This window comes from Halorubellus litoreus, from assembly GCF_055378595.1.
In genome coordinates, this window is sequence record NZ_AP043835.1 from 226,264 (window position 1) to 246,256 (window position 19,993).

Consider the following 19,993-nt stretch of genomic DNA (forward strand, 5'->3'; position numbering starts at 1 on the left):
GTGGATTTAGAGGGCCGAAGGCGTCGGTCGAGGTATGTCAGACGACTTCACGTGCGACCGCTGCCAGGTGCGGGTCGTCCCCGACTTCCAGGTCATCGACGCCGGGGGCGCCCACCCGCTCAGCACCGCCACCGCGATCAAGCAATGCCCGGACTGCGGCGAGGTGCTCGCGTTCACATGACCGAGTTCTCGCCGCTCATCGAGGTCACCCCGGAGTGCAACCTCCGGTGTAGCTACTGCTACTACACCGACCAGATGGACGAGTTCCCCGACTTCCAGCCCGAGTACATCGACCTCGACGTCATCGAGGCCGTGTACGAGTCCGGGTGGAGCCAGCTCGGGGACCGCCCGAGCATCACGGGCGGCGAACCGTTCCTCCACCCCGACATCGAGGCGATCATCCGGTACCTCGACGCCCAGGGCGCCACCCCGGTCGTGAACTCGAACCTCATCCCCATCCGCGAGGACCAGTACGGGCTCCTCGAGGACCACGTCGCACAAGTGAACACGTCCATCGACCACGTCCACGCCGAACAGCACGACGGCCAGCGCGGCGGGTTCGGCGCCGTCATCGACACCCTCGAGGACCTCGTCGACCGCGACGTCGACGTCCGCGTCACGTGCGTCCTCACGCAGAACAACTACGAGGACGTCGGCGAAATCTTCGACACACTCCTCGAACTCGACGTCGACGGCATGTTCTTCCAGCCCGCGTACATCCCCCACGACGACGGCGACCTCGCCATCACCGACCTCCCCGACGCCGAAACGCACGAACTCCTCGACGCGCTCGAACCGTGGGCCCAGGAGTTCGACTGCCAACGCAACCTCGAGATCATGGCCGACAGCCTCCTCGACGGCGGCATCCCCGAGGAGCGCTGCGTGATGGGCGAGAGCCGATTCGTCCTCTATCACGACGGCCGCGTCCAACCGTGCTTCGACCGCCCCGACCTCGCCGCCGGCAACGTCACCGACCATCCACCCCGCAAGGTCCTCGACCGCGTCGTCGACCGCGGCGCCACCATCCGGAACGAAGAGTGCTTCAACGCCTCCTGCGTCTGCTTCTTCGAGTGAAGGTGGGGTCTCGGTGAGTGTGGGGTGAAGAACACCGACCGGCATCCTTTTGCATATCACACAATAAGTTGCATATCATGCAAACCAAGGCGCGATTGTTGCTCGAGTTGCCGTTCCCCGAGGAGCGGGTGTTCCGGTATCAGGCGATGCAAGACATCTTGCATCACCTCGTGAACAACCCCACAGAGTGGTTCACGCAGAAGGAACTCGCAGGCATGACCGGCGCTGATATCTCTTCAGTCTCCCGCGCTGTCGACCTCATCGAAAAACTCGGCGTCCTCGAGATCAAAGAAGGCGTTCCAACACGAATCCGGATCAGTCAGGACCACCTCGAACGCGAAGACCCGCTGTTCTCGGTCCCGCAAGAAGAATTCCGGGCGCCGCTTCAGGCGTTTCTGGACGAACTCGAATCAGAGATCGGGGAAGCCGATGAGATCGCAGAACTCCTCGGTGTCGTCCTCTTCGGGAGCGTCGCTCGCGGGACTGCGGACAGAAGCAGTGACATCGACCTCCTCCTCGTCGTGGACGGTGATCTGACGCTCGCCCGCCGGCTCGGCACTAAGACCGCACGAGAGCTCGAAGACCGCAAGTTCGAGGGTGAACGGTACGAATTCGAAGTACTCGTCGAGACTCCCGACTCTGCACTATCACACGGCGACCAACTTAGAGAGCTGTTCCGAGACGGTATCGTGTTGAAACGCACTGACGGACTGAAACAGGTTCGTGATGGGTTGTTCTTCGAAGAGCAAGAACACGAGGAGGAGGGTTCCTGACCGATGCCAATCGATATCGACGACATCGAGTCGGAACTCGAAGCAGCTGAAGACGCGTTTCGATTCGGTGGGCAGACCGCAGAAACGGGCCTGGACGTTGCCGATGCTGGACTCGTGCAACTCCGGAAGGCCTGCCGGTCGTTGACCGGGGCTGACCAACTACTCGAAAGCGGCTACTACACGCTGACAATCGAAGCTGCGTTCACCTCCATCGAGAAGACGTTCCTCTTCTGGCTGATCGACGAAGGGCATCAAGACCCGTCGAACCCGCCACAGTCACACACGACGGCAATCAAACGGAGTGAGGAAGTCGGATTCCTCAGCCAACCAGTGGCAACGCGACTGGAAGAACTCTGGGTCGAGAACCGAGCCCAGACGTACTACCAAGACGGTATCGCCACCGAAGAACGAGCGACGGCTATTATCGCACTCGCGAACCGAATCCATCATCAAATTATCAACTTGACTGGGGTTCGTCATGAATATCTCTGCAACTGACCATTCCCGCGCCTGAAGTCGTGGGCGTTTTCCTACAATCTCTGAAACGCAGCTCGCTCCGTTAATTCTCCCGTTCGTATCGTCGTTTACACGTCTCGTAATCGCTCGACGGGGGCTTTGTGTGGTGGTGGGGTAGCTGGTGGTGATGACGACGGTTCAGATCGGCGAGCGCGAGTTCGAGTTCGGTGGTAGCGAGCTGGTCGCGCTCCGGGACAGCAGCGATTGCCTGGACGACGTCGAGACGCTCCGGGAGCGTCTGGCGGAGGACGGCTACCTCTTCATCCGGGGGTTCCACGACGAGGACCTCGTACAGCGAGCGCGCCGGGACGTCCTCGCGCATCTCGACGCGGAGGGATTGCTCGACCCGGACGCGCCGGTGGAGGCGGGAAAGGTGCATCCGGAGTGGGGGACCGAGGAGTTCGACATGAGCGGGGCGGACTGGACGATGTACCCGAACCTCGAGCGTCTCATCGCGGGCGAGGGCGTGATGCGGTTCTTCGAGCGGTTCCTGGACGCGAAGCCGTTCGTGCTCGACCGCAAGCGCGGGCGGGCGAAGGCGACGGGGTACTTCACGGGGTTCCACGTGGACCGCATCTTCATGGGGCGCGGCACGGAGTCGCTGTACACGTGCTGGCGGCCGGTGGGCGCGTGCCCGGTGGAGATGGGGCCGCTCGTCGTCGCGCCCGGGTCGCATCGCCACGACCGCCTCCGCGAGACGTACGGCCAGCTCGACGTCGACCGGGACAAGGTGGAGCCGTTCTTCTCGCGGGACGCACGCGACGTCATCGACACCATCGGCGGGCCGCTCGCGACCGCGAACTTCCGGCCCGGGGACGCGCTCATCTTCGACACGTACCTCCTCCACGGGTCGCTGACGAACCGCACTGATAGGTTCCGCATCAGCGTGGACACGCGCTACCAGTCCATCGAGGAGCCCGCGGACCCGCGGTGGGTCGGCGCCGACCCCGTCGGCCAGTACAACCTCGACGACTGGGCGCCCGCGGACCTCGAACCGATCGCCGAACGTCGCGCGGAGTGGGGGCTATGACGGGCGATAGCAGCGAGCGCGAGGAGCACCGCGGCAGCGACCCCGGCGGCGAGCACGGTGGGCGTGGGGGCCGCGCCGACCGAGCCGAGCGCGAGGCGCGGTTGTCGCTGGCGGCTCAGGAGCATCCGGCGGGCCGCGTGGACCTGGCGGGGACGACGTCCCAGGTCGAATCGTTCCGCGAGCGCGGGTTCCGCGAGGGGAGCGTCGCGGCGCTGTTCCACGAGAACTCGAAGTTCGACCGCGCGCACCTCGCGCGGTCCGCGATGACGTCGAGCGACCTCCCCGACGGGTTCGGCGCTATCGAGCAGGATTACCCCGGGAGGGAGACGGTGTCGCTCCCGGCGCCCGACGCGCTGGACTGCGGTCTCGGCGCTGCGCTCGCGCGGCGGCGGAGCGTCCGCGAGTTCGCGGACCGCGGCATCTCCCTGCAAACGCTGTCGACGCTACTCGGGCACGCGATGGCGCCGACCCGCGAGCGCGATACCGGGGTCGTCACCGAGACGTCGCGTCCGTATCCCTCTGCGGGTGGCTTGTTCCCCATCGAGGCGTACGTCGTCGTGCGCGACGGCGTGGACCTCGACGCGGGGACGTACTACTACGCGCCCCGCGAGCACGCCCTCCGCGTCCTCGAACGCGGCGGGAGCGGCGAGGGGTTCACCGAGTGCTTCATGGACGAACCGTTCGCCGCTGGCGTCGTCCGCGGCGCGCCCGTGACGGTCGTGCTCTCGGGGTGTCTGAGTCGCGTCGCCGCGAAGTACGGCCCCGTCGGCTACCGGTTCGCCCTGGAGGAAGCCGGGCACGTCGCCCAGAACCTCCTGCTCGCCGCGACCGCGCTCGACCTCGGTGGCGTCCCGCTCGGGAGCTTCCTCGACGACGCCCTCGACGCGTTCCTCGGCGTCGACGGCACCGACGAAGCCGCCCTCTACCCGCTCGCACTCGGCCACCCCGCCAGTAGCGACCAGAGCACCGGCGACGCAGACACCCGCGACGAGACCCAGTTCGCAGACTCATGACTGACACGACCCATCCCCTGGCATCGTATCCGCGCATCAATCCGGCGTTCGCGGTGGTCGTCGAGAGCGACGACGCCGTGACGTTCACCGCGGGCCCGTGGAGCGGGCCGGTCTTCGACGTCGAAGACGAGGACGGCGAGGGCGTTCTCGCCGACTTCGTCGCGGCGCTCGACGGCACCAGGCACGTCGACGACGTCCTCGACGCGTTCGACCCCGCGGTCCGGGACGACCTCCGGGACGTCCTCCGGGCGCTCCAATCCAAGAGCATCGTTCGCGACGCTGGCCGCGCCGTGAGCGGCGACCGCGCTCGCGTCGGCGGCTACCTCGCGCTCGACGGCGACGACGCGCGTGATCGCGAGCAGGAACTCGCGGAGGCGACGGTCGCCGTCCTCGCCGGGGGCCGCGCCGGCCGCGCGTTCACGCGGGCGCTCCTCGACTCCGGCGTCGGCGCCGTCGAGTACGTCCCCCTCGACCACGCCGGTGGCTCGTCCGAGACGACCGGGGACGCCGAGCTGGCCGACGCCCCCGCCGTAGACGCCCCGCTCGACTCGGAGCGCGTCACGCAGCGAGACGACCCGGACCTCCGCGCCCTCCTCGAGGATGCGACGTTCGCTGCGATGGCTGTCGACCGGCCGCGGCCGGCCGTCGCGTCGACGCTGAACGAGGCCGCGCACGACGCGGGGACGCCGTGGACGCTCGGCGTCGTCAACGGCGTCGACGCCCAGGTCGGGCCCACGGTCTACCCGGGCGAGACGGCGTGCTACGAGTGCTTCCGCGAGCGCGCGGACGCCGCCACCGGCGCCGCGTACACCCGGTACGAAGCGGCCGCCGCCAACCGGTCGCACGCTGAGGGACGGTCGCACGCTGAGGGACGGTCGAACGTCGGGGTGCCGGCGTTCGCGACGGTCGTCGCCGGCCTGCTCGCCGCCGACGTCGTCGAGCAAGTGACCGGCGGGTTCGGGGTCACGACCGGGAGCGTCGTCGACGTCGCGTTCGACGACTTCGCGGTCGCCGCCGACGACGTCCTCCGCATCCCGCACTGCGAGACGTGCGGGCGCGACGCCGACCGTCTCGACGCACCCCGGCACGTCACCGTCGACCACCTCGCACGGAGCGCCACGGAGGGCGACCGATGAACGTGGAGACGACCGACCACCCGGCGGCGCGGGCCGAACGCGCCCTCGGTCGCCTCACCAGTCCCGTCACGAACCTCGCGTTCCAGCAACCCGACCGCGGGACCGGCGACTTCGCCATCGCCGACCCCACCGTGGCCGACATCGAACGGGTCGTCCCGAACGCCCGCGACGACCCCATCGAACTCACCGTCGGCGGCGGTGGCACCACGACATCGGCGGCGACGCTGTCCGCGGTCGGCGAGTTCCTCGAACGCTACGCGATGTACTGGCCGCTCGGTGACACCGTCGGGAGCACGCACGCCAAACTGGTGGCCGAGAGCCGGCGGGTCGTCGACCTCGCGTCCCTACAGGTCTACGCGCCAGCGGCGCTCGCCGCCGCCGGCTACGAGCCCTTCGACGCGGACACCTCCACCGAGTGGGTTCGGGGGACGACGCTCACCGGCGGCGCGGACGCGCTCGTGCCGGTGGACTGCGTGTCGTTCACGCACGCTCACCGCGACGGCGCCACGCTCCCCGCCTCGACGAGCGGCACCGCCTGCGGGAGTACGCTCGCCGGCGCGCTAGCGAGAGCGCTCTACGAGCAGGTCGAACGCGACGCCGTCATGCGGACCTGGTACGAACGCCGGACGCCCACGCGCCTGGACATCGCCGCGCTCGGCGCGCTCGACGCGTTCCGCGAACGGATCACGCCACGCGGCTCCCGCATCGAACTCCTCGAGTTGCCGACGCCGACCGACTGCCGCGTCGTCGCGACCGCCGTCGTCGCCGACGCCGACCGCGTCCCGAAGTTCCGGCTGTTCGCGGGCGCCGCCCGAACGCTCCCCGACGCGGTCCGCGACGCGCTCGCCGAGACCGCCGAGGGCCTCCTCCAGACGCGATACAGGCTCGCCGCCGGCGACGCGCCCGACCCCGACATTGACATCGACGCCGTGTACGACTTCGACCGGAACGTCCAGTACTACATGCGCCCCGAGAACTACCCCGAGGTCGCACACCTCACCGCCGGCGACGTCCGGGCCGTCGACCCCACCGACCTCGCCGGCCACGAGAACGCAGCCACCGACGGTCTCGAGGGCGAGGACTCGATCGGGGACGACCCGCGTCGCGAGCTCGAGCGCGCGCTCGACGCCGTCACCGCCAACGAGGACGTGACGCCGATCGCCGTCGACCTCACGCCCGGGGACGTCCGCGACCTCGGCATGTACGTCGCCGCCGTCCACGTCCCCGAACTCGTCGACGTCACGCCACCCGCGCTCGCACCGGTCCACCACCCCGCGCTCGACGAGGTCGCGACCCGCGCGACGCATCCCTTCCCCTGACCCGGACTCCTTGCTCCGACCCGCTTCTCCCGGGCCGCCACCGCCAGCCGTCGCTGGTCGGGGGGTCGCGACCGTGCAAGAAGGAGCGTCCGCCGCCGGTCAGTGGAGGCCGCTGTCGTGGACGGTGCCGCAGGTCGGGCAGCGGGCCTTGAGTTCGCCGTCGACCATCGCGGTGTCGAGGTACTCGCTCTCGCCGCACGCGTCGCACGTCCGGGGTTCGCGGCCCGAGGTCGAGTCGGGCGGCGCCCCGAGTGCGAGGACCTCGGCGGGTTCGTCGCTCTCGTTCCGGCCGTGCTGGTACTCGCCGCGCCCGAACCGAATCGCCTCCCCGGCCGTGACCCGCACCGATTCCGGTGGCTCGCTCGGATCCTGCATCGTCGCGAACGTCACGACCCCGTCGAGCACGTAGAATACCTCCTCCTGATCGAGATGCGCGTGCAGGCCGCCGACGAGCGCCTCGCCGGGCGCCACCCGATAGTGATTCACCGCGACGTCGGACGTTCCGAGCACCTCGCCCAGCGGGTGTCTCGCGACCGTCAGGTCGCCCTCCGGTGCCGCATCGACCGCGTCGACAGCAACGCGTTCCATACCACGGCTCTCTGGCGCTCACCACCTGAAGGCCGCTCGCGGCCTACACGCCTCGTACCTCCGACTCCCGGTTTATGCAGGCCGCGCCACCAGTCACGAGTGCAGTATGAACCTGCACATCGACGACCGTTCGAACGACGACTCGACCAGCAACGACTCGCGGGCCGGCTGCGCCCGCGCCGGCTGTGCTCGCGCGGGCTCCAGCCGCGAGTAACCACGCCGAACTGCCGTCGCGCCGGGCAGCGGCCCGGCCGGCACTCCTCGCCGCGACAGCCGTCCGGTCCCCGGCGTCGCCAGTCGACGCTCTCGGCCATCACCACACGCCTTGGTTTCGAAACCAGAACCACAGGCAGGCTTTTGAAATCGGCCTCGATACGTTCGCGGAATGTCGCGAGCACGAGAGACAGTCACCGCGACCGAGGCCGACGACCACGACGCCGCCCGCGCCGTCCTCCGCGAACGCGCCACCGACACCGACGTCGACGTCACCTTCCCCGCCATCGACGCCCTCCTCCCCCTCGACTCCCCAACCGCCGTCTAAAGAACGCGGTCACTCCCCGAAGAACGCCGTCTCCGTGAGCTCGACCCCCGCCATCCCCGTCTCGTCGTCGAGCTGGGCCGACACCGACTTGCGCTCCGCCTGGAGCTCCTCGACTCGCGAGACGACCGCCTCGCTCGTCAGCTCGACGTCTCCGTCGACCGACGGCTTCCCGGTCCCTGCTTCGAGGTGGATAGCGACCTGCAGGAGTTCGAGTTCGCGCTCGAAGAGCCCACACACCTCGTCGAACGTCTCCGCCAGCGGCTCGACGTCTTGCCCCAGCTCGCCGCCCTCCGGGAGGTGCGCCGCCACCTCAGAGAGGTCCGACGTAAACACGGACGTCATCGAGTACAGCGCTCGGGAGTCCGCCTCGGCGTCGAGGAACTCCGACGCCACGCCGTCCAGGGTCTCGACGTCCGACCGGATCCCCTCGCATAGCGCCGCGACCGCGTCCGCCGTCTCCGCCTCCATCCCACCGCGTGCGTTCGCCAACTGTGTCTCGACCGCGTCGACCCGGCCCGCTACGCGACTCGCCCGTCGAACGAGCGTCTCCAGTCGCTCGAACCGGTCCTTGCTCTCCTCCACGGCCTCCTTCGGCGTGTCCGGCGTCATGCTAGACGCCGCTCACGGCACCCACAAATACCGCCCGGGCCCGCCTACGAGGCCCGTACCCTGCGAGACGCCGACCCGTCGGTCCGGTCGCCTCGGGAGGGCTAGGGCGTCAGTACCCCGAGGAGTTGGACGATGGCGAACAATGTTGCAGCAGCGACCACCGTCGTCGTGAGAATCGTTGCCGAGGCGAGGTCGCCGTCGCCGCCGAGTTCGCTCGAGTAGATGTACGTCGAGACGGCGGTGGGCATCGCGAGCATGAGGACGCCGGCGCGGAGCGTCGTCGGAGACGCTGCGAGCGCGCTGAACACCCCGAACGCGACGAGGGGCATGAGGAGGAGCTTCACGGCGGCGATAGCGCCGACCTTCGGTGGGTCGACGAGCCCGCCGTCGGCCGTGATCGCGGCGCCGACGGCCGGCAGTGCGATGGGGAGCGCGAGCGCTCCGAGCACGCCGAGTCCGTCCGCGACCAGGCCGGGTAGTTCCACGCCGACCGCGCCTCCGGCCAGTCCGAGTGCGAGCGCAATCAGGACCGGGTTGCGGGCGAGACTCCGGAGCTCTGCGACGACGTCGGCGTCCGCGCTGGTGATGCGGGTCAGCAAGAGGACGGTGAGGGGCACCTGCACGAGCGAACCGATGCCGAGGACGATACTGGCCTTCCCGGCGGTGACGCCGCCGAACGTCGCTGCGACGAACGGCAACCCGAGGAACCCCATGTTGCAGTGGTACGACTGGACGACCGCAACGGCGCGCTGGCCGGGGTTCGAGTGCTGGCGGTGGATCACCCACCCGATGCCGGCGACGGCCACGAGAACGACGACGACGCCGACGAACAGCTGCCAGACGATGACCTCCGAGAGCGACCGGGTGACCGTCGACGTGAACACCAGTGCGGGCAACGCGACGTAGAACGCCACCGACGTCAATCGGTCCCGACGCGTCGCCGTCAGGACGCCGGCCGCCCGCAGCCCGGCGCCCACCGCGAGCAGGGCGACCATGTACCCGAGTTGCGTCGCGACACTCATGCGTCCGTTCGACGCTGGAACGCCCTCAAAGTGACGGGACTACGCGTGGACGACGACTCGACAGCAGTGACTATCGACGCGGAGCGTCGGCGTCCGGCCATCGAGGTGAGGGTCGTGCGAAGCATGCCAAGTGGAGCGTGAGTCGTCGGGGTCAGTCGGTGTCGTCGATCGTCGATACGACGGGACAGGACGCGTTCAATAGCAGCTTCTGGGCCGTGCTCCCGAAGAGCGCTTTCCCGACCGGTGACCGCTGGCGACCGCCGATCACGAGGTAGTTCGGGTCGCTGTACTCGACCTCTGCGAGTATCTTGTCGGCGGGGTCGCCGACGCGTCCCCGGGTCTCGATGTGGTCCTGGTCGTAGTCCTCGAGCGTCTCGTGCACGGCCGTTCGAGCGATCTCGGCGGCACTCTGTTCCTCCTGACTGATAGCGAAGTTGTCGTGCGCTGGCGTTCCCTTGACCGCGGCCTTGTGTTTCTTGAAGTCCTCTTTGGGGATGACGTGCAGGACGACGAGCTGTTCGTCGTAACTCCTCGCCAGGTCGTAGCCGACCGTGAGCGCCTTGTTCGAGTGCAGTTCCTCGCCGACCGCGGTGAGTATCGTCATGTGGTATCTCGTAGCTGATCGCGTGGTGGGACCCTGGCGTGATCAGGTCCGTGCCGCTACCGACCCGGTCCCGGTTGGTTGGTCGCCCTGTTCGGTGATTCGAACCCGCGCGATGCGGGGCGTCTGCGCGTCCGGCACCTCGTCGTTGGCGTGTTGCTCGACTCGATGCGCGGGCAGCGACAACGTCGCGAACGTCGACGGGGAGAACAACGCCGCCGACCCGATGAGGATGCCGGCGAGGACGACCCCGCCGATGGCGCTCGCGCTATCGGGGAGCGCAACGCCATCGACCGTGGCGGTCAGGCGAGGCGCGTCGAGCGCCACGTCACAGGCCGGGACGTCCAGCATCGCTCAGACCTCCTCGATGGATTCGCCCTCGACGCGGTCGCGTTCCCGCGCGTACTGCGAGAGGAGTTCGCTCTCGATGTCCTCGACCGGGAAGTGACACGCCGCCTCGTGCGCGCCGTCCTCGAACGCCGAGCGCGCGGGGTCCTCGTCGTGGCACTCCTCGGAGGCTTTCGGGCACCGTGGCGCGAAGTTACACCCGCCCGGGAGCTCGATCGGGTTCGGCGGTTCGCCGGGGAGCAGCACCCGCTGCCGGTCGATTCCCGGGTCCGTCTTCGGGGACGCCGAGAGGAGCGACGCGGCATACGGATGCTTGGGGTTCTCCACGACCTCGGCGGTGGGGCCGAGTTCGACCACTTCCCCGAGATACATCACCGCGAGCCGGTCGGTGATCTGGGAGAGGCTCGCCAGGTCGTGCGAGATGTAGACGATTCCGATGTCGCGCCGGTCGGCCATGTCGCGAAGGATGTTGAGGATGTTCGCCTTCAGCGAGACGTCCAGCATCGACGCGGGCTCGTCGCAGATGAGCAGTTCGGGTTCGAGCACGAGCGCCTGCGCGATGGCGACGCGCTGGCGCTCGCCGCCCGAGAGCTGGTCGGGGTGGACGTCGAGGTACTTCTCCGGCGGGTTCAGGCCGACGTCCGCGAGCGTCTGGCGGACGCGACGGTCGATCTCGTCCGCGGGACACCCCTGTATCTTCAGCGGTTCGGCGACCGCCGCCCGGACGCGCTGACGCGGATTCAGCGAGTCGAACGGGTCCTGGAAGATGAACTGGACCTGCGAGCGGAACTGCTGGGTGCTCTCCTCGAGCAGGTCCTCGACGGGTTCGTCGTCGATGAGTATCTCCCCACCGGACTGGGACTGCAGCGCCGAAATCACTTCGCCGAGCGTCGACTTCCCGCACCCGGACTCGCCGGCGACACCGACGATCTCGCCCTCGTGCACGTCGAGGTCGACGCCGTTGACGGCCTTGACGTAGTCCGGTTCGCCCCCGAGGAGGTCGTCGATGATGGGTTGGGACTGCTCGAACCACTTCTCCAAGCCATCGGTCTCGACGATGACGTCGCCGTGGTCGCGCGACCCGGCGTCCGACGGCGCGTCGATCCCCCACGTCAGGGGGTCGGTCGCGTCCGTCTGCATCTCTGAGGCGTCCTCGACGTGGTGACAGGCGGACACCTGGTCGGCGCTCTCGACGAGGTCCGGATGCTCGCTCTCGCAGGCCTCCGTCGCGAACGGACACCGGTTCCGGAACACGCACCCCGTCGGCGGCTCCGTGAGCTCCGGGAGCGACCCCGGGATGGAGATGGCCTGCTGGTCGAACTCGTCCACCTCCGGGAACGCGTTCTTCAACCCCATCGAGTAGGGGTTCTGTGGGTTACCGAACACGTCGTCGGTGTCCCCTTGCTCCATGACCTTCCCGCCGTACAGCACGGAGACCTTGTCGCAGGTCTCCGCGACGACGCCGACCTCGTGCGTGATCAACAGGAGCGAACTATCGATCTCCTCCTGGATCTCCAGGAGCTTGTGAACGATCTTGTCCTGGACGATGACGTCCAGGCCCGTCGTCGGCTCGTCCGCGATGATGAGGTCCGGGTCGAGCGCGAGCGCCATCGCGATGGTGACGCGCTGCCGCATCCCCCCGGAGAACTCGTGGGGGTACTCGCCGGTCCGCGCCGGGTCCAGGCCGACGATCTCGAACACCTCGTCGACGCGGTCGTCCGCCTCGGCCTTCGAGACGTCCCGGTGCTTGCGGATCGACTGCCGTATCTGCGCGCCGACGCTCATCACGGGGTCGAGCGAATCCATCGCGCTCTGGGGGATGTACGCGATCTCCTCCCAGCGCACGTCCCGCCACTCCTCCTCTGAGAGGCCGGAGAGTTCGCGTCCCTTGAACGTGACACTCCCGGACCGGACGGCGCCGTTGTCGTCGAGGAGCCCGAGCACCGACTTCGCGATGGTCGACTTCCCCGACCCGGACTCGCCGACGAGCCCGTAGTTGTCTCCCTCCTCGATGGAGAACGAGACGTCGTTCACCGCGTGCACTTCGCTATCGGGCGTCTGGTACGTGATCTTGACGTCGTTGACTTCGAGTAGACTCATTCGGTCTCGGTCTTGAGTTCGGGGTTGACGATCTCCTCGAGGGCGCGCCCGACGAGGAAGACCGAGGTTGTCACGGCAGCGATACCGAACGCTGGCGGGATGACCCACCACCAGGCGACGCGGATGGCGCCCGACCGGAACACCTGCTGGAGCATCCGCCCCCAGGACGTCGTCGTCGGGTCGCCGAAGCCGAGGAACGCCAGCGACGCGCCGACGACGATGGACCAGCCGACGGCGTACGCGGTGTAGAGGAACCCGATGCCGAGGACGTTCGGTGCGACGTGCAGGAACATCGTCCGGAAGTGCCCGGCGCCTCTCGCACGAGCGGACTTCACGAACGTCCGCTCTTTGACGGTCATCACTTCCGAGCGGATGACTCGCGCGGGCATCTTCCAGAGGAAGACGACCATGATGGCGGTGATGAGCCAGACGTTCGGCGTCACGAACGACAGGATCAGGAGCGCCATCGGGAGGAGCGGGAGCGCGAACGTGAGGTCCGTCAACCGCATCAGGGTCTCGTCGACGCGGCCACCGAAGTAGCCGCTCGTGAGGCCGACGAGGAAGCCGAGGACGCCGACGCCGACGCCCCCGAAGAACCCCATGATGAGGGTCGGGCGAGCGCCCGCGAGGAACTGGCTCAGGACGTCCTTCCCGAAGGACGTCGTCCCCATCGGTGCCTTCGCGGTCGGGCTGGCGAGCTTCATGATCGAGTAGTCCTGCCGGAGCGTGTCCTCGATGGGGTGGTGGGGCGCGAGGTACGGCCCGAACAGCCCCATGAACACGAACACCGTGAGGACGACGAGCCCGATCTTCGCGGCCGTGTCGTCCCAGATAACCGCGAGTATCTCGTAGAGGCGTTCGAACTCGTTGTACAGTCGGTCTCTGACGGTATCGACGTCGAGCGAGTATTCGGACATCAGACGTCACCTGCTTCGATGGTCGGGTCGAGTTTCGCGTACGCGAGGTCCGCGGTGAGGTTCATCACGATGACCGCGACCGCCATGATGAACACGGCCGCCTGGACGGTCGGGTAGTCCTGCTGGAGGATCGCCTGCACGAGCGCCCGGCCGATACCGGGCCACGCGAAGACGACCTCGAGCGTGATGACGCCCTGGAAGATCATCCCGGTCCGCAGCGCGAAGTACGTCACGAGCGGGAGCAGCGAGTTCCGGCCGGCGCGAGCGAGCTGTTCCCGCTCGGAGAGCCCCTTGGCGCGATGGAGTTTGAGGAACTCAGAGCCCTTCCGTTCGACGATGGAGTTCCGCGCGAGCATCAGGAAGTCCCCGCTGAAGAACAACACCGACGCGGTGAACGGGAGGATGTAGTGTTTCAGGAAGTCCACGGAGAGATACGTCGCCACGTACCCCTGTGGGTTCGCGAGCGGACTCCGCATCCCGAACGCCGGGAGCCAGTTCAGGCCGTACGAGAAGATGATGAGCAGGAAGATCCCCGTCACGAAGATCGGGGTTGCACGGAAGAACGTGGTGACCACGATCGACCACTGCTCGAACCAGGACCCGCGGTTCCAGCCGGCGTACATCCCGGCGATCGAGCTGACGATCGACGTGACGATGAGCGCCGGTAACAGGAGCACGAGCGTGTTCACGAGCGCCGGGATGACGATCTGGCCGACGGGCCGCTGCTGGGTGAGCGACACGCCGAACTGGAGCGTGAACAGGTTCCTGACGTACTTCACGTACTGCACGTAGATCGGTTCGTCGAGGCCGTACATCGCGCGCAGCTCCGTCACTTGCTCGGGGGTCAACGACCCCGATGCGACCAGGCCGCTGAACGGGTCGCTCGGCAGGAGCCGGAGCGTCGCGAAGATGATACTGACCGACACCAGCGTCAGTAGCGCCGCGATTACGGTTCGTTTGACGAGGAATCGACGAAAGCTCATCAGTATTCAGGAGAAGTCGTTCTGGTCGAGCTCGGAGCGGGTTGCGTGGCCGTGCTCGACGCGCTCGGCGAATGCCTCCCAGGCGTCGCCCTGCGGCCAGACGAGCATCCCTTCGCCGTCGAACGTGTACCCGGCCTGCTTGAGCATCGTCTTCGCCTTCTCGACGTCGTACTCGTACGGTTCCGTCTCGGCGGCGAACGGCGTGAGGAGGCTCGTGATGAGGCGCTGGCCTTCGACGGCCGTGCCGCGGCCACCGAGGACGTTCTCGACGAAGCCTTCCTTGTCGACCGTGTGACTGAGCGCGACGCGGAACGTCTTGTCGCGGAACAGCGGGACGATGTGGTTGAGGTGAACGTCCGTCGGGACGTAGTTCTCCGAGGTCTGTTTCTCGACGCCGTCGCTCTTGGCGGCGCGGTCGGCTTGCTGGTTGGAGACGGTCGTGCCGATGGCGTCGATGTCGCCGGACTGCATCGCGCCGATGAGCGTCGAGACGTTCCCGACGTTCGATTCGACCATCGTCTCGATGCCGTCACCGGGGACGAAGTAGTCCCCGAGGATCTCCTCGCGGATGTCCTCGTTCCACAGCCAGTGGTCCGCGTGCTTCTCGAGGCGGAGTTCGGTGCCTTGCTCCCAGTTGACGAACTTGAACGGCCCGGTCCCGATCGGGTTGTCCGGGTTGTGCTCGCCGGGTGCGTCGATGTCCTTCCAGCGGTGCTTGGGGATGATGACGCTCCGGACCGCGCGCTGCGTGAGGAAGGACGCGTCGGGTTCGGTGAGGTTGAACCGGACGCGGCCGCCGCCGCTCTCCTCGACGACCTCGACGCTGTCGATGGTCCGGTAGAACGGGCCCTGCTGGGGGGCCGTGTGCTGCTTGTACGCTTCGACGCTGAACTTCACGTCGTCCGGACCGAAGGACTCGCCGTCGTGCCAGGTGACGCCCTCGCGGAGGTCCATCTCGACGGTGGTGTCGTCAACGACCTCGTGCCCGGTCGCGAGCCCGGGAACGATCTCCAGTTCGGGCGAGGCGTCGTAGAGGCCGTCGTAGACGTTCAGGAGGCGTTTCTCCTCCATCCCGCCGGTCGACCAGGGGAGGTTCGTGCCCTGCATCCCGCTGAGGACGCCCTTGACCCACGTGGTCGAGTCGTCCTTCGGCTGGAGGTTGACCTGCGTCCAGATGAACGAGTCGCGGGTCGTCCCGTTCCCGGGCGTCGGCACGTAGCCTTCCCAGTCGGCGGTGTTCGCGACCGTGATGACGTCCGGGAAGTTCGAGGAGATGACGTACGCGTCCTGGCTGAGTTTCTTCTGGATCTCCTTGCAGATGTCGGCGCGCGCCTCGACGTCGCCGATCGTCGCGGCCTGCTCGTCGAGGAGTTCCGTGATCTCGTCGTTCTTGTAGTTGTAGTAGTTCCCGCCGGTCTCGGGGTGTGCGCGCATCAGGAACGGGTTCGGGTCGAGGCCGCGCTGCGGGTCGGGCCCGTGGAGGTTCATGACGATGGGCGCGGGGTGACCGATGTCCGCGCGCCAGTACTCGCCGTATCGGGTGCTCGGCTGGACGTTGACGAGGTTCGTGGGGACGCCGACGGACTTGAACGCGTCCTTGATCATGAGTGCGTGTTCGCGCATCCACGGCGTCTCGGACTGCGCGAAGTGCATGTCGAGGGCGGACACGGACTGGCCTTCGACCGCGTCGTACTCGAACTGGACGGCGTCGTCGTTGACGGACTTGCCCTTGGTCTCGACGGGCCATTCCTCCCAGAACTTGGTCTGGATGCTGCGGCCGTCGCCGCTGCTTCCGCTGTCGTCGTTGTCTCCGTTGCCCTGACAGCCGGCCAGTCCCGCGAGCCCTGCGACGCTCGCGATGCGGATGAACCGGCGGCGAGAGGTCGTACCTTTCTCGATGTCGAACGGTTTCTCCTGCGTCATTACACCCCGGCGTTTCCCGCTTACTGGTGTGAAGGTACTCCCGATACCCCCCAATCATCATCATTGTTTATATGGGGGTTCCTGTAAACCGGGGGTCTGGCCCTCGATTCCTTCGGGAACTAATCCAGAACCCGTGCTATCAGCGTATATTCATAAATCACTGGGGTGGTCTATGGCGGGGGTGGATACCGGCCCCGAACCCCCGAACTCACGACTCCTCAGAATCGGCCGCCAGCACGTCGCCGTCCTCTGCCTCGGAGAACACGAGATCGAAGAGCTGCTTCTCGGCGCGCCGCAACCGCTCGCTCAACGTCGACTGCGCGATGTCCAACTCGGCCGCGATGTCGTCGGCCGACGCCCGCCGCGGCGTCTCGAAGTACCCCATCGAGTGCGCCGTCCGCAACACGTCCATCTGCTGCTGCGAGAGCTCGTTCACCAACACTCGCCCGAGCTGGCCGCTCCCGAGCGGCTCGCCCGTCGTCTCCACCTGATTCACACTCAACAGCTCGAACCGCCCGAACCGCTCCTGGATCCGGTCCGCGAGCGCCCGGAAGTCCTCCCACACGTCCACCGTGACGACCCCATCGAAGTAGTCGCCGTGCAGCTTCAGCCGATTCGGCATCGCCTGCTGGCGGAGGATCACTCCGAGGATGAACGGGTACGGCTCGTGCGCGACGATCGTCAACCGATACGTCGGCTGCTCGGCCGTATCGGGAGACACCTGCTCGTGATGGAACAGCGTCGCACGGGACAGCGACGTCACTGCCGCTTCGGGGTCGAAGTCCCGGCTCGCCGTGATGAGGAGCGATTCGATCCAGTCCCCATCGTCCGCGTAGAACGCGTTCTCGAACTCGATTCGCCGAACCTCGGGGAACTCCGTCTTCAGGTCGTTCACGACGCCGGACGGGTTCGTTTGGAATTCGATGCGTAGAATAGTGAATCACCAGGTCCAGAGTACACGCCGCCTAAGCGAGTACCGTATTAAAGCGTACTCCCTCGTCGAAGATTCGCCTCCGATACCCACCACGCACTGCGAGCCCGGTCGGGTCACCCTCGTCGACGCCCCGGCCGTCATCGACACCGGTCGCTCACTCGGGTCAGTCATCCGTGCGAACGAGTGCGTCGACGGCAACGGGGCCGTCCTCGGTGACGACGACGGGATTGAGGTCGAGTTCCGCGACGTCGTCGACCGCGTCCGCCAGTCGCCCGACGTTCACGAGGAGGTCGACGACGCCCTCGACGCGAAGTGGCGCACCGTCTCGTCGGTCCTTGAGCAGGTCCACGAGCACCGTACGCTCCACGGCGCGACGCGCTTCCGTCCGCGAGAACGGCGGGACGAGCGTCGCGCTCTCGTCCAGCGCCTCGACGAGCACGCCGCCCGGACCGACCGTGACGAGCGAGTCGAACACGTCCCCCGGCGCGACGCCGACCATCGCCTCGACGCCGTCCTCGACCATCGGCTGCACCAGCACGCCCGCCACCTCGCCTGCCGCGACGTGCTCGCGTGCTGCCGAGACGACGTCCTCGTACGCCGCGCGTGCCTCCGCGGCGGACTCGACGCCCAACCGGACCGCTCCGGCGTCGGTGCGGTGCGGGAGCGCCGACGAATCCACCTTGAGCACTGCCGCTCCCGCCATCGAGTCCACGGCCGCGGCCGCCTCGTCGGCAGCCGTCACCACCCGCGTCTCGACCATCGGCACGTCGAACGCGTCCAGGAGACTTTCGGCCTCCCGCCACGTCAGCACGCGTCCTCGCGGCAACGCCAGCTCGCTGGCATCGGCGAGTCGACCGCCCGGTGCGGCCGGCTTGGTCGTCCCTGCCTCGGCCGTCCCTGATTTGGCCGTCCCTGGCTCGGTCGTCCCTGACTCGGCCGTAGCTGGTTGCTGGGCGCGTGGTGCCTGGTCGAGGAGTCGGTCGCGGTCAGCGGCGTAGTCGCACGTGGACGCGACGGCGTCCAGACACCGCCCCGGGTCCTCGTAGACGGGCACCGACTCGCGCAGGCGAGCGACCGGCGGCGTCTCCCCAGTACGTTCGGGTGCTTTCCGGCCCGTCCAGAGGACGTACACCGGCTTATCGGCCGTCTCGACGATGGCTTCCAGGTCCGCAGCGATACTCGCTGCGCGGTCGTCGACCCCGGAGAGCCCGATCGCGAACACGTACGCGTCGAACTCGTCGTCGCCGAGGAGGACGTCGGCGATCTCGGGGAGGGCGTCCGCACCGTATCCCCGGATGTCCGCGGGATTCCTGAGTTCGCCGTACGTCAGGAGTTCGTCGAGGTCCAGCAGGGACTGCTCGGTGGCGCCGTCGATGTCGGGGAGTGCGAGGTCGCGCTCGGCTGCCATGTCGGCGAGCAAGCTCGCGAGCCCGCCGCTGGTGGACGCGATACAGACCCGGTCGCCGTCCGGGACGTCGTACGCGGTGTGCGCGCTGGCGCTCGCGAGGAGGTCCGGGATGTCGGGGACGCGCTGGACGCCCGCCTGGTCGAACGCGGCCCGCCAGGCGTCGTCGTCGCCAGTGAGCGACCCCGTGTGCGAGAGCGTCGCCGCCTCCGCGAGCTCGGACTGCCCGATCTTCACCGTCAGGACGGGCGTGCCGTTCCGTACCGCCTCCTCCGCCACCCGCATGAACCGGTCCGGGTCGTCGACCCCCTCGACGTACGCACAGACGACGTCCACGTCATCCTGCGCTGCGAGATACGCGACGTAGTCCGTGAGCGCGAGGTCGGTCTCGTTCCCCGTCGAGACGACGTGACTGAAGTGCAGGTCCCGGTCGGCCGCTCGCTCGAAGAACGTCGTGAACGCGAGAGCGCCCGACTGACTGACGAGCCCGATGCCGCCCGGTTCCGGTTCTCGCGAACACGTCGACGTGAGCGTCGCCCCGCGAGCCGCCATCACGCCGATGCAGTTCGGCCCGACGACCCTGATGCCCGTCTCGTCTGCCGTCTCTGCGAGGTCTCGTTCGAGTGCCGCGCCGGCGTCGTCGGCCTCGCTGAACCCGGCGGTGATGACGAGCGCGACGGGAACCCCGCGGTCGCCGGCGGCGCGAACGACCTCGACGACGTACTCGCGGGGGACGCTCACGACCGCGAGGTCGACGGTCTCCGGGACCGCCTCGATGCTGTCGTAACAGCTGCGCCCCCACGCCTCCTCTCGGTTCGGATTGACGGGATACAGGGCGCCGTCGAACCCGTAGTCGAGGAGGTTGTCGACGAGGTTCCCGGCGTAGAACGAATCCGGACTCGCGCCGACGACCGCGACCGAGTCGGGGTCGAACAGCGGGTCCAGTTCCGGCGGCGCGCCTCGTGTCGCTCTGCGCTCGGCAGCGGTCGGCGTCATGATACGCGAAGTGTCCCACAGTACCCGCGTCAACCTGCCCCCGAACCCCAGCGATACACTTCGACATTCAAATGGGGGCGGATGAGACGACGGCGAAACCGCGCTGCAAGCAGGCCGTCCGTGGCATCCAAGACGCCACGAGTCGCGTCGGTCGGTCCCACCCGC

20 protein-coding genes are annotated in these 19,993 nt (G+C 67.7%); 9 read left to right on the plus strand and 11 right to left on the minus strand.

The window, feature by feature from the left end; genetic code table 11:
- The first annotated feature begins 34 nt into the window (after positions 1 to 34).
- From ACZ48X_RS03665 to ACZ48X_RS03700, 8 genes are all read left to right on the plus strand, one after another.
- The gene (locus ACZ48X_RS03665) at positions 35 to 181 is read left to right on the plus strand and encodes a hypothetical protein (protein WP_336351746.1); all 147 of its coding nucleotides are present in this window, start codon (positions 35 to 37) and stop codon (positions 179 to 181) included.
- Positions 178 to 1,074 carry a radical SAM protein gene (locus ACZ48X_RS03670; protein ID WP_336351745.1) on the plus strand — a complete coding sequence of 299 codons (897 nt, stop codon included), beginning with the start codon at positions 178 to 180 and terminating at the stop codon, positions 1,072 to 1,074. Before ACZ48X_RS03665 ends, ACZ48X_RS03670 begins: the two co-directional genes overlap by 4 nt.
- A gap of 77 nt (positions 1,075 to 1,151) precedes the next feature.
- Positions 1,152 to 1,847: a nucleotidyltransferase domain-containing protein gene (locus ACZ48X_RS03675; RefSeq protein WP_336351744.1), complete on the plus strand. Its 696-nt coding sequence runs from the start codon at positions 1,152 to 1,154 to the stop codon at positions 1,845 to 1,847.
- A 3-nt stretch (positions 1,848 to 1,850) separates the two neighbouring features.
- Positions 1,851 to 2,345: a hypothetical protein gene (locus tag ACZ48X_RS03680; protein ID WP_336351743.1), complete on the plus strand. Its 495-nt coding sequence runs from the start codon at positions 1,851 to 1,853 to the stop codon at positions 2,343 to 2,345.
- A 145-nt stretch (positions 2,346 to 2,490) separates the two neighbouring features.
- On the plus strand, positions 2,491 to 3,393 hold the full coding sequence (locus tag ACZ48X_RS03685) for a phytanoyl-CoA dioxygenase family protein (RefSeq protein WP_336351742.1): 903 nt from the start codon (positions 2,491 to 2,493) through the stop codon (positions 3,391 to 3,393).
- A complete protein-coding gene (locus tag ACZ48X_RS03690; RefSeq protein WP_336351741.1) occupies positions 3,390 to 4,406 on the plus strand; it encodes a SagB/ThcOx family dehydrogenase in 1,017 nt (338 codons plus the stop codon). The genes ACZ48X_RS03685 and ACZ48X_RS03690 overlap by 4 nt, the downstream gene beginning before the upstream one ends.
- Positions 4,403 to 5,542, plus strand: a complete 1,140-nt coding sequence (locus tag ACZ48X_RS03695; RefSeq protein WP_336351740.1) for a TOMM precursor leader peptide-binding protein — start codon at positions 4,403 to 4,405, stop codon at positions 5,540 to 5,542. The genes ACZ48X_RS03690 and ACZ48X_RS03695 overlap by 4 nt, the downstream gene beginning before the upstream one ends.
- Positions 5,539 to 6,861: a YcaO-like family protein gene (locus ACZ48X_RS03700; protein WP_336351739.1), complete on the plus strand. Its 1,323-nt coding sequence runs from the start codon at positions 5,539 to 5,541 to the stop codon at positions 6,859 to 6,861. Before ACZ48X_RS03695 ends, ACZ48X_RS03700 begins: the two co-directional genes overlap by 4 nt.
- 99 nt (positions 6,862 to 6,960) lie before the next feature.
- On the opposite strand, the gene ACZ48X_RS03705 is transcribed toward ACZ48X_RS03700, so the two are convergent.
- On the minus strand, positions 6,961 to 7,449 hold the full coding sequence (locus ACZ48X_RS03705; RefSeq protein WP_336351738.1) for a cupin domain-containing protein: 489 nt from the start codon (positions 7,447 to 7,449) through the stop codon (positions 6,961 to 6,963).
- A 385-nt stretch (positions 7,450 to 7,834) separates the two neighbouring features.
- Between ACZ48X_RS03705 and ACZ48X_RS03710 the strand changes: the two genes are divergently transcribed.
- Complete coding sequence (locus ACZ48X_RS03710) at positions 7,835 to 7,990, plus strand: hypothetical protein (RefSeq protein WP_336351737.1); 156 nt, start codon at positions 7,835 to 7,837, stop codon at positions 7,988 to 7,990.
- Between the two features lie 9 nt (positions 7,991 to 7,999).
- On the opposite strand, the gene ACZ48X_RS03715 is transcribed toward ACZ48X_RS03710, so the two are convergent.
- The 10 genes from ACZ48X_RS03715 to ACZ48X_RS03760 form a co-directional block, all read right to left on the minus strand.
- Positions 8,000 to 8,599 carry a hypothetical protein gene (locus tag ACZ48X_RS03715; RefSeq protein WP_336351736.1) on the minus strand — a complete coding sequence of 200 codons (600 nt, stop codon included), beginning with the start codon at positions 8,597 to 8,599 and terminating at the stop codon, positions 8,000 to 8,002.
- Between the two features lie 101 nt (positions 8,600 to 8,700).
- Positions 8,701 to 9,621, minus strand: coding sequence for an AEC family transporter (locus ACZ48X_RS03720; protein WP_336351735.1), 921 nt, complete (start codon positions 9,619 to 9,621; stop codon positions 8,701 to 8,703).
- 151 nt (positions 9,622 to 9,772) lie between these two features.
- Entirely contained in the window at positions 9,773 to 10,225 is a 453-nt protein-coding gene (locus ACZ48X_RS03725) for a universal stress protein (protein WP_336351734.1), read from the minus strand.
- A gap of 42 nt (positions 10,226 to 10,267) precedes the next feature.
- Positions 10,268 to 10,573, minus strand: coding sequence for a hypothetical protein (locus ACZ48X_RS03730; protein ID WP_336351733.1), 306 nt, complete (start codon positions 10,571 to 10,573; stop codon positions 10,268 to 10,270).
- Positions 10,574 to 10,576: 3 nt separating this feature from the next.
- Positions 10,577 to 12,670: an ABC transporter ATP-binding protein gene (locus ACZ48X_RS03735; protein WP_336351732.1), complete on the minus strand. Its 2,094-nt coding sequence runs from the start codon at positions 12,668 to 12,670 to the stop codon at positions 10,577 to 10,579.
- Entirely contained in the window at positions 12,667 to 13,587 is a 921-nt protein-coding gene (locus tag ACZ48X_RS03740; RefSeq protein ID WP_336351731.1) for an ABC transporter permease, read from the minus strand. Before ACZ48X_RS03740 ends, ACZ48X_RS03735 begins: the two co-directional genes overlap by 4 nt.
- Positions 13,587 to 14,573, minus strand: coding sequence for an ABC transporter permease (locus ACZ48X_RS03745; RefSeq protein WP_379762809.1), 987 nt, complete (start codon positions 14,571 to 14,573; stop codon positions 13,587 to 13,589). The genes ACZ48X_RS03740 and ACZ48X_RS03745 overlap by 1 nt, the downstream gene beginning before the upstream one ends.
- A gap of 3 nt (positions 14,574 to 14,576) precedes the next feature.
- Positions 14,577 to 16,493, minus strand: coding sequence for an ABC transporter substrate-binding protein (locus ACZ48X_RS03750; protein WP_336351729.1), 1,917 nt, complete (start codon positions 16,491 to 16,493; stop codon positions 14,577 to 14,579).
- 208 nt (positions 16,494 to 16,701) lie between these two features.
- A complete protein-coding gene (locus tag ACZ48X_RS03755) occupies positions 16,702 to 17,388 on the minus strand; it encodes a helix-turn-helix domain-containing protein (protein WP_336351728.1) in 687 nt (228 codons plus the stop codon).
- Between the two features lie 202 nt (positions 17,389 to 17,590).
- Positions 17,591 to 19,828 (minus strand): acetate--CoA ligase family protein, encoded by a 2,238-nt coding sequence (locus ACZ48X_RS03760; RefSeq protein WP_336351727.1) that lies wholly within the window; start codon positions 19,826 to 19,828, stop codon positions 17,591 to 17,593.
- Positions 19,829 to 19,993: the final 165 nt, after the last annotated feature.

What these genes read in the sequence shown, in the direction of transcription:
- ACZ48X_RS03665 (WP_336351746.1), top strand. Translation starts at nt 35, where the DNA reads ATGTCAGACGACTTCACGTGCGACCGCTGCCAGGTGCGGGTCGTCCCC.
- ACZ48X_RS03670 (WP_336351745.1), top strand. Translation starts at nt 178, where the DNA reads ATGACCGAGTTCTCGCCGCTCATCGAGGTCACCCCGGAGTGCAACCTC.
- ACZ48X_RS03675 (WP_336351744.1), top strand. Translation starts at nt 1,152, where the DNA reads ATGCAAACCAAGGCGCGATTGTTGCTCGAGTTGCCGTTCCCCGAGGAG.
- ACZ48X_RS03680 (WP_336351743.1), top strand. Translation starts at nt 1,851, where the DNA reads ATGCCAATCGATATCGACGACATCGAGTCGGAACTCGAAGCAGCTGAA.
- ACZ48X_RS03685 (WP_336351742.1), top strand. Translation starts at nt 2,491, where the DNA reads ATGACGACGGTTCAGATCGGCGAGCGCGAGTTCGAGTTCGGTGGTAGC.
- ACZ48X_RS03690 (WP_336351741.1), top strand. Translation starts at nt 3,390, where the DNA reads ATGACGGGCGATAGCAGCGAGCGCGAGGAGCACCGCGGCAGCGACCCC.
- ACZ48X_RS03695 (WP_336351740.1), top strand. Translation starts at nt 4,403, where the DNA reads ATGACTGACACGACCCATCCCCTGGCATCGTATCCGCGCATCAATCCG.
- ACZ48X_RS03700 (WP_336351739.1), top strand. Translation starts at nt 5,539, where the DNA reads ATGAACGTGGAGACGACCGACCACCCGGCGGCGCGGGCCGAACGCGCC.
- ACZ48X_RS03705 (WP_336351738.1), bottom strand. Translation starts at nt 7,449, where the DNA reads ATGGAACGCGTTGCTGTCGACGCGGTCGATGCGGCACCGGAGGGCGAC.
- ACZ48X_RS03710 (WP_336351737.1), top strand. Translation starts at nt 7,835, where the DNA reads ATGTCGCGAGCACGAGAGACAGTCACCGCGACCGAGGCCGACGACCAC.
- ACZ48X_RS03715 (WP_336351736.1), bottom strand. Translation starts at nt 8,599, where the DNA reads ATGACGCCGGACACGCCGAAGGAGGCCGTGGAGGAGAGCAAGGACCGG.
- ACZ48X_RS03720 (WP_336351735.1), bottom strand. Translation starts at nt 9,621, where the DNA reads ATGAGTGTCGCGACGCAACTCGGGTACATGGTCGCCCTGCTCGCGGTG.
- ACZ48X_RS03725 (WP_336351734.1), bottom strand. Translation starts at nt 10,225, where the DNA reads ATGACGATACTCACCGCGGTCGGCGAGGAACTGCACTCGAACAAGGCG.
- ACZ48X_RS03730 (WP_336351733.1), bottom strand. Translation starts at nt 10,573, where the DNA reads ATGCTGGACGTCCCGGCCTGTGACGTGGCGCTCGACGCGCCTCGCCTG.
- ACZ48X_RS03735 (WP_336351732.1), bottom strand. Translation starts at nt 12,670, where the DNA reads ATGAGTCTACTCGAAGTCAACGACGTCAAGATCACGTACCAGACGCCC.
- ACZ48X_RS03740 (WP_336351731.1), bottom strand. Translation starts at nt 13,587, where the DNA reads ATGTCCGAATACTCGCTCGACGTCGATACCGTCAGAGACCGACTGTAC.
- ACZ48X_RS03750 (WP_336351729.1), bottom strand. Translation starts at nt 16,493, where the DNA reads ATGACGCAGGAGAAACCGTTCGACATCGAGAAAGGTACGACCTCTCGC.
- ACZ48X_RS03760 (WP_336351727.1), bottom strand. Translation starts at nt 19,828, where the DNA reads ATGACGCCGACCGCTGCCGAGCGCAGAGCGACACGAGGCGCGCCGCCG.